At 36.3% G+C, this 13,908-nt stretch carries 15 protein-coding genes; 13 read left to right on the forward strand and 2 right to left on the reverse strand.

From position 1 onward, the window contains the following. Positions 1 to 207 precede the first annotated feature (207 nt). The 5 genes from G634_RS0103895 to G634_RS0103915 all read left to right on the forward strand — a co-directional run bounded on the left by G634_RS0103895 (position 208) and on the right by G634_RS0103915 (position 4,897). Positions 208 to 609: a hypothetical protein gene (locus tag G634_RS0103895; RefSeq protein WP_026504186.1), complete on the forward strand. Its 402-nt coding sequence runs from the start codon at positions 208 to 210 to the stop codon at positions 607 to 609. Between the two features lie 150 nt (positions 610 to 759). Further along, positions 760 to 1,710 (forward strand): hypothetical protein, encoded by a 951-nt coding sequence (locus tag G634_RS17915; RefSeq protein ID WP_051233668.1) that lies wholly within the window; start codon positions 760 to 762, stop codon positions 1,708 to 1,710. Between the two features lie 374 nt (positions 1,711 to 2,084). Beyond that, positions 2,085 to 2,510 carry a hypothetical protein gene (locus G634_RS0103905; RefSeq protein WP_155830502.1) on the forward strand — a complete coding sequence of 142 codons (426 nt, stop codon included), beginning with the start codon at positions 2,085 to 2,087 and terminating at the stop codon, positions 2,508 to 2,510. A gap of 212 nt (positions 2,511 to 2,722) precedes the next feature. Then, positions 2,723 to 4,330, forward strand: a complete 1,608-nt coding sequence (locus G634_RS0103910) for an alpha-L-arabinofuranosidase C-terminal domain-containing protein (RefSeq protein WP_026504188.1) — start codon at positions 2,723 to 2,725, stop codon at positions 4,328 to 4,330. Positions 4,331 to 4,435: 105 nt separating this feature from the next. Next, a complete protein-coding gene (locus G634_RS0103915; protein WP_026504189.1) occupies positions 4,436 to 4,897 on the forward strand; it encodes a hypothetical protein in 462 nt (153 codons plus the stop codon). A gap of 282 nt (positions 4,898 to 5,179) precedes the next feature. On the opposite strand, the gene G634_RS0103920 is transcribed toward G634_RS0103915, so the two are convergent. Then, positions 5,180 to 6,166: a WYL domain-containing protein gene (locus G634_RS0103920; protein WP_026504190.1), complete on the reverse strand. Its 987-nt coding sequence runs from the start codon at positions 6,164 to 6,166 to the stop codon at positions 5,180 to 5,182. 389 nt (positions 6,167 to 6,555) lie between these two features. Here G634_RS0103920 and G634_RS0103925 point away from each other — a divergent pair, with 389 nt between their 5' ends. Then, on the forward strand, positions 6,556 to 8,043 hold the full coding sequence (locus G634_RS0103925; RefSeq protein ID WP_026504191.1) for a DUF2828 family protein: 1,488 nt from the start codon (positions 6,556 to 6,558) through the stop codon (positions 8,041 to 8,043). 147 nt (positions 8,044 to 8,190) lie between these two features. Beyond that, positions 8,191 to 9,408, forward strand: coding sequence for an RNA-splicing ligase RtcB (locus G634_RS0103930; protein ID WP_026504192.1), 1,218 nt, complete (start codon positions 8,191 to 8,193; stop codon positions 9,406 to 9,408). Between the two features lie 193 nt (positions 9,409 to 9,601). Here the strand turns inward: G634_RS0103930 and G634_RS21750 are convergent, their stop codons facing one another. Then, the gene (locus G634_RS21750; protein ID WP_256379357.1) at positions 9,602 to 9,727 is read right to left on the reverse strand and encodes a hypothetical protein; all 126 of its coding nucleotides are present in this window, start codon (positions 9,725 to 9,727) and stop codon (positions 9,602 to 9,604) included. A 363-nt stretch (positions 9,728 to 10,090) separates the two neighbouring features. On the opposite strand from G634_RS21750, the gene G634_RS0103940 reads away from it, so the two are divergent. From G634_RS0103940 to G634_RS0103970, 6 genes are all read left to right on the forward strand, one after another. Beyond that, the gene (locus G634_RS0103940) at positions 10,091 to 10,645 is read left to right on the forward strand and encodes a DUF7010 family protein (RefSeq protein ID WP_035798817.1); all 555 of its coding nucleotides are present in this window, start codon (positions 10,091 to 10,093) and stop codon (positions 10,643 to 10,645) included. A 217-nt stretch (positions 10,646 to 10,862) separates the two neighbouring features. Then, on the forward strand, positions 10,863 to 11,714 hold the full coding sequence (locus G634_RS0103950) for an aldo/keto reductase (RefSeq protein ID WP_026504194.1): 852 nt from the start codon (positions 10,863 to 10,865) through the stop codon (positions 11,712 to 11,714). 51 nt (positions 11,715 to 11,765) lie between these two features. Next, positions 11,766 to 12,227: a thioredoxin-dependent thiol peroxidase gene (gene bcp, locus G634_RS0103955; RefSeq protein ID WP_026504195.1), complete on the forward strand. Its 462-nt coding sequence runs from the start codon at positions 11,766 to 11,768 to the stop codon at positions 12,225 to 12,227. Continuing rightward, complete coding sequence (locus tag G634_RS0103960; protein ID WP_026504196.1) at positions 12,224 to 12,442, forward strand: hypothetical protein; 219 nt, start codon at positions 12,224 to 12,226, stop codon at positions 12,440 to 12,442. The genes bcp and G634_RS0103960 overlap by 4 nt, the downstream gene beginning before the upstream one ends. A 13-nt stretch (positions 12,443 to 12,455) precedes the next feature. Next, on the forward strand, positions 12,456 to 12,620 hold the full coding sequence (locus G634_RS21105) for a hypothetical protein (RefSeq protein WP_155830504.1): 165 nt from the start codon (positions 12,456 to 12,458) through the stop codon (positions 12,618 to 12,620). A 339-nt stretch (positions 12,621 to 12,959) separates the two neighbouring features. Next, positions 12,960 to 13,907, forward strand: a complete 948-nt coding sequence (locus tag G634_RS0103970) for an L-lactate dehydrogenase (RefSeq protein ID WP_026504197.1) — start codon at positions 12,960 to 12,962, stop codon at positions 13,905 to 13,907. The last annotated feature ends 1 nt before the right edge of the window (position 13,908 follow it).

Consider the following 13,908-nt stretch of genomic DNA (forward strand, 5'->3'; position numbering starts at 1 on the left):
ATATAAAGATACATGAGCAGATTTTATCTGAGGGACTATGGTTTTTAATTCCATTTTATTTCTTTAGGTACAATCTTAAAGAGTTGGATGCTTCAACTGACAAGATTGAAGCCATGAAAGATTTTTACACAGAACTATGGCAAAGACTTGAAGAATATGTTGATAAAGGCCTGATTACAGAATTTGAGAAATGTTCTATAAAAAGCTATGTGCGATAAAGTAGTAGAGGCATTAGCATTTAATTTTGATAATGTCCAGAAAGGAATTGGTGAGATTATGGGTGGACAGATTTTAGAATATGAAGCAAAGAGAATAGCAAGAGAAGCGGCAGAAAAGGCAAGAATAGAAGCCAAAAAAGAAGCAGAGGAAAAAGCCAGAAAAGATATAAAAGAGGCATCTATTAAAGCAAGAAAAGAGGCAGAAGAAAAGGCTAAAAAAGATATAGAAAAAGCAAGAAAAGATGCTGAAAGAATGAACATAGTGGCAATAACTAATATGATTTCTTTTGGTGTACCTAAGGAAAAAATTTTGGAAAAATATCCAAAAGATTTGTATGAAAAAGCTGTACGAAATATTGAAAATCAATCGTATGAACTTAAGGAGAATTAAATAGTAGTTTAATGTAGAGAGATTCTTACAAAAAACTATATATGAGTAGGTTCTTGTTTTTTTGATGAAAGCAAGAGCCTATTTTTCTTGCTTATAACGTCATCTGTCGTGTTATAATTATTATATAAAGATATAAAGAAAGAGGTTTTTATGGGAAATAGCAACACACCATATGATGATGCGTTTAGGACGCTACTTACAGATTGCAGCAGGCTTATTATTCCGCTTGTAAATCTGATGTTTGACACTGATTATCATATGGATGAAACAGTTACTCTGTTTCAGAATGAATCATTTATTACTGAGGGTGATGATAGTAAAAGGATAACAGATTCAAATTTCAGTATCGGAAGCAATATAAACAAACGATATAATATAGAATGTCAGAGCAATAGTGATGGCTCTATAATTATAAGAGTTTTTGAGTATGCAACACAAATAGCAATTTCAACAGCTACAACGAATGGAGATACTACTGTTTTTGAACTTCCTAGAACAGGAATTTTGTACCTTCGATCTACAAATAATACAAAAAAGCATAAGATACTTGTTAAAGCGCCAAACGGAGAGTGCTTGTCGTATACTATTCCAGTAGTCAAAGTTAAAGATTATACGATGGAGCAGATTCTATCTGAGGGACTATGGTTTTTAATTCCATTTTATTTCTTTAGATATAACCTTAAAGAGTTGGATGCTTCAACTGACAAGATTGAAGCCATGAAAGATTTTTACACAGAACTATGGCAAAGACTTGAAGGATACGTTGATAAAGGAAAAATCACAGAATTCGAGAAATGCTCTATTAAAGCGATGTGTGATAAAGTAGCAGAGGCATTGGCATTGAATTTTGATAATGTCCAGAAAGGAATTGGTGAGATTATGCGTGGACAGATTTTAGAATATGAAGCAAAGAGAATAGCAAGAGAAGCTGCGGTCAAAGCAGAAAAAAAAGGAGCAAACAAAGCAAATCTTTTGGCTATAAAGAATATGATTTCTTTTGGTGTACCAAAGGATAAGATTTTAAGCAAGTATTCTAGTGAGCTTTATGAAGAAGCATTAAAGCTTATAGAAGAGGATGAGAAGAGCCTTAAGGAGAACTAAAGAAGTTATAGGTTTTTGTTTTCATCAGGAAAATCAAAAACCATACTAGACCAAAATTTGTCGTTAAGAGAAATTTTGTCCTGTAAAGCAATATTCTTGCTGATGATTATTCTAAATCTCAGCAAGAAGTCATGGCTTCTTGTTTCTGTTATTTTAGCTATATGTATTACATATGAGTTTTGATAGTAGGTTCTTGTTTTTCAATGAAAGCAGGAACCTATTTTTCTTACTTATAACGTTATCTGTAATGTTATAGTTATTATATAAAGATACAGAAAAAGATTTTATCTGAGGGATTATGGTTTTTAATTCCATTTTATTTCTTTAGGTACAATCTTAAAGAGTTGGATGCTTCAACTGACAAGATTGAAGCCATGAAAGATTTTTACACAGAACTATGGCAAAGACTTGAAGGATATGTTGATAAAGGCCTGATTACAGAATTTGAGAAATGTTCTATAAAAGCTATGTGTGATAAAGTAGCAGAGGCATTAGAATTTAATTTTGATAATGTCCAGAAAGGAATTGGTGAGATTATGCGTGGACAGATTTTAGAATATGAAGCAAAGAGAATAGCAAGAGAAGCTGCAGAGAAGGCAAGAAAAGAGGTAGAGGAAAAGGTTAAAAAAGATAAAGAAAAAGCCAGAAAAGATGTTGAAAGAATACACATAGAGGCAATAACTAATATGATTTCTTTTGGTGTACCAAAGGATAAGATTTTAAGCAAGTATTCTAGTGAGCTTTATGAAGAGGCATTAAAGCTTATAGAAGAGGATGAGAAGAGTCTTAAGAAAAACTAAAGAGGCTAGGAATTCTTGTTTCTGTTATTTTAGTTATATGTATTACATATGAGTTTTGATAGTAGGTTCTTGTTTTTTCATGAAAGCAGGAGCCTATTTTGCTTATAACTTTATCTGTTATGTTACAATTTTTGCTATATATTGATTAATTTAGTATTTACTTGTACTATTGAAATTGAGGGTTAAAAAACAATGAAAGAAGAGGTATTTCAATGGGACAAGAAGCAAAAATCACAGTACATCCATCGTTTGAAATTGGGGAGATTTCAAACGAACTTTTCTCGGCTTTTCTAGAGCCAATTGGTACCATGGTAAATGGTACAATGTTCAATCCAAAACATCCAACGGCAGATGATCAGGGATTTAGAACTGATTTTATCGATGCTTTGAAAAAGACTGATTTACCAGCAGTTAGAATGCCAGGGGGGAATTTTGTATCTGCATGGCAGTGGAAAGATTCAATTGGGCCAAAATCTGAAAGAAAGGTTCATCTTGATCCAGCATGGCATCAATACATAACTAACGAGGTTGGTCATGACGAGTATCTTCAATGGGCAGAAAAAGTTGGAACGAAGCCTTTGTATACTGTAAATATGGGGACAGGGTCTATTCAGGATGCTATGGATCTTGTTGAATATACCAACCATGAAGGTGGTACATATTGGTCTGATCTTAGAAAAAAGAACGGTCATGAAGCTCCCTATAATGTAAAAACCTGGTATCTTGGAAATGAAATGGATGGTCCTTGGCAGCTTGGAGCATGGGACAAAAATCCTGAGGCTTATGGCTGTAAAGTGCTCGAAACATCCAAGGCTATAAAGTGGATTGATGAATCAATAAAAACAGGTGTATGCGGATCATCTGCTCCATTCATGGAAGGATTTCCGGCTTGGGATGAAGCTGTTCTTGACAAGTGCTATGACGTAGTTGACTACGTATCTGTTCATCATTATCACAGTGCTCCGCAAGGAGATATTAAGTCTCTTCTTGGAGGATCTCTTTATTATGAAGATTTTATTAATACAGAAGTTGCAATGATTGATTATGTTGCATCAAAACATAGATCTCCCAAAAAAGTTATGCTTTCTTTTGATGAATATGGAGCAATGGTTCGCCCGCTTCAGCCACTTCATCCAGGATATGGAAGATATAATATGGCAAGAAGCCACTATCATTTTGATCCTGAAAGGCGCTATATTCTTCATGATCCTGACAATATGAATGAACGAGAATTTCCTGGAGGAGATATGCTTCAGGCTCTGTCTATGGCATCTATTCAGCTTGCTCTTTTAAGGCATGCTGATAGAGTGAAGATCGGATGTATGACAGGCGGTCTATATGCTTTGGCTGCAGCAAATCATGATCATGTGTGGAATTCTGCATCTCATTATATATTCATGCATCTTTTAAAATATGCAAAGGGACTATCGCTTACTACTAAAGTTAGTAGTGAAACATATGATATGCCAGGGTATGCAATTGAAGATACATCTCAGTATACAGGGAAAGAAGGTGTAAACTTCATCGATGCTGCCAGCGCATGGGATAAAGACAATAATCGTCTTACAGTTTTTGCAATTAATAGAAATGAAGAATCTTCGTATCCTCTTACGATTGATGTTAAAGGCTTCGAAGATTATAAGGTTGTAAGTGCATTCAAGATGAAAACAGATGATTTAAACTTAAAAAACTCATTTGGAAATGATACACTTATTAGCCCGGAATCAGAAACAGTATATACTTTTGATAATGGTGAACTGAAAATCAATATAGAACCGTTATCATGGAATGTTTATGTTTTTGAAGCAGAAAAACCATAATAATATTTGAAAAAAGCTATAAATGAGGTATCTTGAATGAATTGATGTTATGTGTTAAAATTTATTTCTGTTGGCGTAATATTTGTAAAGAGAGGTTGGGGAATTATGAACAGAAGTAAAGGGCACATGATAATAAAAGCGTTAACATTTGTGTTCTCATTGGCATTTACCGTGCTATGTATGGAGTCTTTTTTCAAAGATCAGACTCCAAAAATGTTTAAAAAAGCATCAGGATTCTGGGAAACAGCACTTACTGTAGCAGCATTACCACTAATTGCAGTTTTATCGTTTTGCTTTGTTTATCTTTGTTTTAGAATCATTGTAGCAATTTACACGCATTTGATAGGGGACTATATTTACTTTAGTCTTATGGCTTTTGCTGAGTCAATGTTTGGAGGCTTTATTACTTTTGCAATCATTCTGCTTGGTATACTTAAGCTTATGGATGTTGTTAGTTGGTTTTTAGCTGTTTTTTGTGTACTGATTGTTGCTTTGGCAATTTATGATTTGGTTTCGATTATCAGATTTTTCTTTTGTAAAAAAGATAAAAGAGACATGGCTGCTTAATCACTTAGTCTGATATTTCATGACTTTGTATTACTTTTATTCAAAACTCGTATTTATTGCGAGTTTCATGAGAATATGACACAAGTTGCAAACTACTCCAGGGCAAAGCCTTATAAAAAAAGATGTCTACTTCTAAGGTATATATCAAAGTAATACCTGAAAGATAGACATCTTTTTTATTGCAGATAGAGTATTTTTATCTTTTGGCGATTTGTGATTTATTCACTATATTTTCGCAAAGACTTCCAGAAACAAGAATATCAATCTTTGGTAAAATGTAACTTATTTGTTATATTCTCGCAGGCCGCAGTAGTAGAATTTTTTGATTTTGGCTTTCAAAGAAGCCGGTTTGATTACGACAGCATCTTTACCAAATCGTTTGAAGTATTCTTCAAGCTGAAGTTCTGGCCAGTCGAAGTAGTAGAGATTTCCTTCAATCTTCGAGACAATAGGCCTGTTTTTGGTAATAGCTTTGAATTTTTTGATTCCATATTTGTTCAAGCGGACAACTGCATTTACTGTTATTGATACAGAATGAGGGCTTCGGATAGCTTTTTCCTGGAGCTCTTTTTGTAATTCTTTATCTATTTCAAAAAAATCAGAAGTCACGAAGACACTTCTGAGTCTGGAAATTCTAAAAGTTCGTGGCTTATCGGAATTAATATCATTGCATATCAGATAGTTACATTGTTCTTCCTTGGAAGGAGCGATGACATATGGCTCTACAAGATACGACTTTTCAATACCAGAGGTTGTATTAGTAAAAGAAAGAATCCGGTGTTCATTTATCGCTCTCTGGATATCTTCGCAAGATTCTTTGAATATGATTGTTTCTCTCTCGCTTCTTGGTATGGATAGATAAGAATTAAACATATCCTTGAGATATTGTGATAAAGAAGTGTCTTTTAGCATATTGTTTTCGATTATTTTCAGGATATCATAAGAGGCACCGCTTACAGTCAAGGTTAGGGCGAAGTTTTTGCCATTTGGCTGGGAAGCAGTTTTTATATAGGTTCTTATGATTTTGTCGGCAAGATTTGCGGCATCATTATCACTTATTGCTGTGATGCTGGATAAATCTTTTTTGATGCTTGAAAGAAGAATTTCACTATCATTCCTATAGCGGTCAAAGTAGTTGACGATTAGTGTCTTCAGGAAAGCATTGAGATTCACGGACTCGTCTTTCTTAGTGAACTCAAAGAGCTCTGCGTCGTTTATAAGTCTTGATTTTGTATCTTCTGAAAGATAGATTTTGTATTTCTCTGTCATGGTGTACCTCTTAATTGGGGTTGCTAATCTTTAAAATCAAAGCGTAAATAATGGATATTTAATATTATATTGGGGTTGTAATATAAAGTCAATCTGCATCTTTTTATCTCCAAATAAAAGCACTATCATTAAGTTACAACAAAGCGAAAGACACACACAGCAATTATTATGGCTGATTGGTTAGGGTAAGGCTTTATGGGCCTTCTTGCGGGTTCAAATCCCGTCCACTCCTTTAGGAGCTGTGTCTTGGATTAAAGGTGCAAACAGCAATTAAATTCGCGATTGAATTCGGGCGAAATGCCCGGGCACCTTGAAATTGAAATGCGTTGGAAAATAACTTTTTTTAATGCATTTGCTCGCGACATAAGGTAATTATGGAGGTCATACCGATGCTGAATTTTTTAAAAAAAGAAGCAAATAAAACATATACAGAAAACAGCGCAGTAACTTATGTAACAACTAATTCAGACTGCCTCGATCTCTTTGCGACAATAGGCGCACTCAGAAATGCATCTGATGAAGATATCATAACAAGATTTGTAAGAGCATATGCTGAAGATGCCAATTTAGCAATGAAGATGCTTTTCTTTGCAAGAGATATAAGGGGCGGCCTTGGCGAGAGACGAGTGTTTAAGGTAATCCTTAAATATCTTGCAGCAAATGAGCCAGAGTCTGTCAGAAGAAATATTGAGCATGTAGCTGAATATGGCAGATATGATGATCTTCTTGCTCTTTTTGATACACCTGTAGAAAAAGAAGTCATGGCATACATAGAAAAGGTTTTGAAAGCTGATATTGATATTCTTAAAAGCATCTCTTTAGGACAAGATAAAGAGAATGTAGAAGGCGTATCACTTCTTGCAAAGTGGCTTCCTTCTATAAATGCAAGTAGTAAGGAAACTGTTTCAAATGCAAAAAAGATTGCAAGAGCCATGAATATGACTGATGAAAAGTATCGAAAAACGCTCGTGGGGTTAAGAAAGCAGATAAGAATCATAGAGAATAATCTTAGAGAAAGAGATTACTCTTTTGACTATGAGAAGCAGCCTTCAAAGGCACTTTATAAATATAGAAAGGCTTTCATAAGAAATGATCAGAAAAGGTATGAAGCTTTTGTGCAGAAAGCGCAGGAGAATCCTTCTATTATGCACACAAAAGCACTAACTCCTTATGATGTAATCGCTCCTGTTATAAGAAGAAAGGAAATTTCTGAGAGCGAGAGACGTGCTATGAATGCTACATGGAATGCACTTGAAAACTATGCGGGTTCAGAGAATTCACTTGTAGTAGTTGACGGTTCAGGTTCTATGTACTGGAATAGTGATCCATGCCCTGCGGCAGTTGCCCAGTCACTTGGCATTTATTTTGCTCAGAAAAATACTGGTGCTTTTAGAAATCACTTCATAACATTCTCGTCAAATCCAAGACTTATTGAGATCAAGGGCAGAGATATAGTGGATAAGGTTCGATACTGCATGGGATTTAACGAGTGTAGCAATACAAATATTGAAAAGACTTTCAATCTGATATTGCATACTGCTGTAGCAAATAGACTGTCACAATCTGATATGCCTGAGAAACTCTACATAATTTCTGATATGGAGTTTGACTGCTGCGCACGTGATTCTGATGCTACAAACTTTGAAAATGCTAAAGCAAGATTTGCAGAATACGGCTTTAAACTTCCGCAGATTGTTTTCTGGAATGTTAATAGCTGTAATACACAACACCCTGTTAAGGTGAATGATAGGGGAGTAGCGCTTGTATCAGGCTGCAACCCTCAAGTTTTTTCAATGTTAAAAGAGGATAACTTAGAGCCATATAGGTTCATGATGAGTGTTCTTATGAACGAGCGCTATGAAAAAATAGCTGCATAAATTAATAAGAGTTCCGGGATATGAAGGTTGTTTATTAAAATGTAAGAGCCTTTTATGAGACTATATCTGGCAGAGTATGGGCTTGCAATAGACATTTTATAAAGCTGTGATACGTCAACGAAATAAAAACTAATAAGAGGGATAATTATGAATACTATAGAAATAAAAGGAAAAGTGAATACAGCTCTTTGCTACGCCAAGGTAGTAGAGGACGAGGCAATAGAGCAGATAAGAAGAATGTGTGACTACCCTATGACACAAGGTTCAAAGATAAGAATCATGCCTGATGTTCATGCTGGAAAGGGATGCACAATAGGAACTACAATGACGATTATAGACAAGGCAGTCCCAAATGTGGTAGGTGTTGATATTGGATGCGGAATGTATACTGTTAATCTTGGCAAGCAGAAGATAGATCTTGAAAAGCTTGATATGGCAGCTTTCACAATTCCATGCGGCCGCGAAGTATGGGAGGGAAGAATAGAAAAGTTTGATCTTACAGAACTTAAATGCTATCGTCAGCTTAATGACACTAAAAGACTGGAAAGATCTCTTGGCACTCTTGGAGGAGGCAATCACTTCATCGAAGTAGATAGAGCAGGTGATGGCACGCAGTACCTCATCATCCATTCAGGTTCTAGAAATCTTGGCAAGCAGGTGGCTGAAATCTACCAGTCCCTTGCTGTAGACCTAAATAAGGGAATCGGAGAGTATCTTGAAGCTAGAGATGAGCTTATAAAGACTTATAAGGAGCAGGGAAGACGTAAGGAAATTCAGGCCGCACTTAAGGAACTTTATAACAAGAAGTACCATGAGGAATCAACGACTATGCCTGAAGATCTTTGCTATTTGTCAGGAAAATATCTTGAGGACTATCTTCACGATGTTGAGATATGTCAGAGATTTGCCAAGCGAAACCGCGAGAAGATGTCAGAGATTCTTTTGACCAAAACAGGTCTTGCAGCTGGAGAGTCTTTTCACACGATTCATAACTACATTGATACTGAGGAAATGATTCTCAGAAAGGGTTCTATTGCTGCACATAAAGGTGAGAAAGTACTTATCCCTATCAATATGAGAGATGGATCTGTTCTTGCTATTGGCAAGGGCAATCCTGAGTGGAACTACTCAGCGCCCCACGGTGCAGGAAGACTAATGTCCAGAACTGCTGCCAAGACCAATCTTTCTATGGAAGAGTATAAGGAGGCTATGAAAGGAATCTACACATCATCTGTCTGTGAGGCTACAATTGACGAAGCGCCAATGGCATATAAGTCACTTGATGACATAATTGATGTAATCAAGGAGTCTGTGGACATCATAGATGTGATGAAGCCAATATATAATTTTAAAGCTTCTAACTGACTTTTTTGCATTTTATGTTAAAAAAATAGTAAAATTGTTAAAAAAGTAAATGGGAGGGAAGCACAATGTTCGAAGACTTGTTGAGTGCTTCAAATGATGAAGCTGGCTTTTGAATATGATAAATACAAAAACAGTTCGAAACAATGATTTCGGGCTGTTTTTTTAAGTATTGCACTTATAACAATAAATACAATTAGTGCTTTATAAGTTCGTCTCCATTGTACATAAGGACGAATTTGTCACTGTCCTCATCATAATCTTCACTTTTTTCAACAAGATTATCAGATACACTTCCACATGCGGTGAGATTTAATGCCAATGTGCTCTAAAGCATTAGTGTTAAAAACTTTTTTTCATAGTACTTTTTATAGTCCTTTCTAGTGTACAAATTATTTATTTTCACTAGCCCCTAGAATTGCATCATACTAGATTGAATAAGCACATACAAGATAGAGATTTAGAACGTCAGCCATGATAATTATTGATAAAAATGTAGAAATATTCAGTTTTTTTCACAAGCGTAAAAGTATATAATAGTGGTATGCCGATTCTTTGTGAGACATACAATGAACAGGGAAAAGTCTTTGCTTATGCAGTATTAAATGATAATAGTGAAGAAGACACCATTTTTGGAAATAGAAAACTGTATGACAATAATCACCTTGAGGGGGAAAAATAGTGCATGAATATTAATGAATTAAGAAACGACATTGCAAAAGAACAAAAGAAAGGACTACCTTTCATTATTGCATCAGTAATTATATGGACACTAATATTGATAGTGACGTGTCTTGAGCTGCCGATACAGACTAAAAATTTACTTGTGTTTTGCTGTTCATGTCCATTGATGCCGTTATCCATATTGATTAGTAAAATCATAAAGGTGGACTTGTTTTCTAAAAAGAATCCTCTGGGTAATTTGGGATTCCTATTTACCTTGAATCAGTTTCTCTATATTCTGATTGTCATGTGGGTATTCAATGCGGTACCTGAAAAAATGGTTATGGTATATGGCATGGTTTTTGGAGCACATCTATTACCGTATTCGTGGCTATACAGATCAATAGCATATAGAGTAGTTGCTATATTTCTTCCAATTATGGCTCTTGTAGTTGGACATATCCTTACATCAACAGTTTTGGCAGGAGCTTTCGTGCTGACTGAGGTGGTATTTTCAATAATACTTTTCTTTGAAGTAAAATCTATGAACACTGTTGAACAGAAATGTTCTATATGACTAAAATATTTCAACTATTGAGGAATGTATATGGCCAAACATAGATAAAGAGAAATGACAGTGCCTGACAATGCGGCAGTTGCAGCACTTGTCAGAAATAATTTAAAACAGTTTAATAAAGAATTGGAGCATTAGGAGTTGGGGGTAAAATGGAAAAAGAAGAAATCCGAGAATTCTATCAAAAGAATATGTATGGCATATGCGAGGAGGTAAATTTATGACGAATCAGAACGATGTTTACAAACTGGCTAATGGAGTGGAGATACCCTGTATCGGTTTTGGAATGTGGCAAACACCGGATGATGAAACTGGGGTAAATGCAGTAAAGAGTGCAATTCGGGCTGGATATACGCATATCGATACCGCACAGGCCTATGGGAATGAGGACTGCGTAAGAATTGCCATAGAAGAAACTGGGGTAGACAGAAAAGACTTGTTTATCACCACGAAACTTTGGAACAGCAATCACAGTTATGATCTGACAATGAGCTCTTTTGAAGAATCGCTTAAGAAACTTGGAACGGATTATGTTGATCTTTTTCTTATTCACTGGCCTAATCCTGCTGCTTTCAGGGATCACTGGCAGAAAGCAAATGCAGAAAGCTGGAAGGCTATGGAGGAACTTTACGAGGAAGGAAGAATTCGAGCAATAGGCATCAGCAATTTCAGGCCTCATCATATCGATGCACTTCTTGAGACTGCCAAGATAAAGCCAATGGTTAATCAGATAAGACTATGTCCTGGTGAGACTCAGGATGAAATTGTTGATTATAGTAGAGCACAGGGGATGATTCTTGAAGCATACTCTCCTCTTGGAACAGGCAAGATTTTTGATGTACCGCAAATGAAGGAACTTTCCCAAAAGTATGACAGAAGTATAGCTCAGATTTGCATACGCTGGAGTCTGCAGAGAGGCTATCTGCCATTGCCCAAGTCTGTTACACCGTCAAGAATAGAAGAGAACCTTAAAGTATTTGATTTTGAACTAGAAGAGTCTGATGTTCGGTTGATTGAAGGACTTACCGGTTGTGTGGGCTTATCAAGCAATCCAGATTCCGTGCCATTTTGATGAATTCTTTTGTTGCAGTAGTTAATGAGAATATCACAAGGAGGGTCCATTATGCTGGAAGTAGGAATAAAGGCACCTGATTTTAAACTGCCGGATCAGAACGGAACGATGCATTCATTATCAGAGTATGAGGGTCAGAAGGTTGTTTTATATTTTTATCCCAAAGACAATACTTCTGGTTGTACCAAACAGGCATGCAGCTTTGCTGATCTCTATCCTCAGTTCCGCGAAAAAAGTGCCGTTGTACTTGGTGTTAGCAAGGATTCCGTAGCATCTCACAAGAAGTTTGAGGAAAAGTACGGACTTCCATTTACTCTTTTGTCAGATACAGAGCTTGAAGTTATCAAAGCCTACGATGTCTGGAAAGAGAAGAAGAACTATGGCAAAGTGGCTATGGGCGTAGTGAGAACGACATATCTGATTGATGAAAAGGGCATTATCGTTAAGGCTATGGATAAAGTCAAAGCCGCAGAGAATCCGCAGGATATGTTGGAAATCCTTGGAGGTGACTGATGCTTTTTAAGAAAAAAGCTGAAAAGAAAACTTACGATAAAGAAAACAAGAAGCCTGTAATCAGGGCAAGCATATGTAACGGAGAACAGGTTGCGGGATTTATGAATGTTCATACAGGATCTTTTGAAGAAGTTATGCTTATCAGGGATTCTGAAGATCTGTTTCAGTTCATGAATGAGTACGGAATAAGTGGTGATATAGAGAAAATTTATTGATCAGGAGGTGCTTATGGCGGTATACAGATGTATGGCTTGTGGGTACATTTTTGATGAAGAGAAAGAGGGCAGAAGTATTAGAGACATAGATCAATGCCCAAGATGTAAACAACCGGATGACAGATTTGTATTGGTTGAAGGGAATGAAGATAAGGAAGAGAATAAGGCAAGAGATTAGATATGAAAGCGTGACAATAGAAGAAAATTGAAGAAGCTTTTAGAATGAGAGGCGTTATGAGTGTTAATTACTTATGACGCCTTTTTGCATAGGAAGATTTGAAAACATTTTTCAGGAAATGGCAGATGATTAGCTTGAAGCAGTTCTTTGTGTCAAAAGAAAAAGCACGAGAAAAGATTTTTGCAAGAAAAGTTAGCACCAACTAACAAAAGGTGGTATCATGAAGTATAGCAAATAGCAGACTTGCTGTATTTTAGTGGTAAGACATGATGGGAAATTTCTTCCATGAATGGTTATTACAATATCATGTGAACTAAAAGTAGTTAAAGGAGGTATTCCATGGCAACATTAAATGAAAGAAAAGTAGCAGTGGTAGGATGCGGATTTGTTGGCTCAGCATCAGCGTTTGCTCTTATGGAGAGCGGTCTTTTTTCTGAGATGGTGCTGATAGATGTGAATAAAGAAAAGGCAGAAGGAGAAGCTTTGGATATAAGTCACGGGCTTCCATTTGCAAAGCCAATGCAGATTTACGCAGGCGATTACAAAGACGCGGGAGATGCCGCAGTTGTAGTCGTTACAGCAGGAGCAGGGCAAAAGCCTGGCGAAACAAGACTTGATCTTGTAAAAAAGAATGTAAGCATCTTTAAATCCATAATTCCTGAGATTGCAAAGTATAATACAGAAGGAATACTTCTTATAGTAGCCAATCCTGTTGATATCCTTACTTATACTGCAGCAAAACTCAGTGGATTTCCTGAGAACAGGGTGTTTGGTTCAGGAACAGTACTTGATACTGCTAGATTCAAATATCTTCTTGGTGAGCACCTGAGTGTGGATAGTCGTTCAGTACATGCTTTCATTATAGGAGAACATGGCGATAGCGAGATTGCAGCTTGGAGCAGTGCAAATGTATCAGGTATTCCGATTCACGATTTTTGTGAGATGAGAGGGCATTTTGAGCACGAAAAGTCCATGAAAAAAATAGCAGAGAACGTGAAAAACAGCGCCTATAAGATAATTGAGAAAAAAGGTGCTACTTACTATGGCATTGCAATGAGTGTAAGGCGTATCTGCGAAGCTATAATCCGTGATGAGAAATCGATTCTTCCTATATCAAGTATTCAGCATGGAGAAAATGGAGTTGATGACATTGCCCTTAGTATGCCGGCTATTGTCGGAAGAAACGGTGTAGAAGGTTTGGTGCCAATCAGATTAAGTGATAATGAAAAAGAGCAGCTTAAAGCATCTGCAGATACATTAAAGAAAGTGTTAGAGGATGCACTGTAAT

It is taken from the genome of Butyrivibrio sp. NC3005, assembly GCF_000424545.1.
Classification (GTDB): domain Bacteria; phylum Bacillota; class Clostridia; order Lachnospirales; family Lachnospiraceae; genus Butyrivibrio.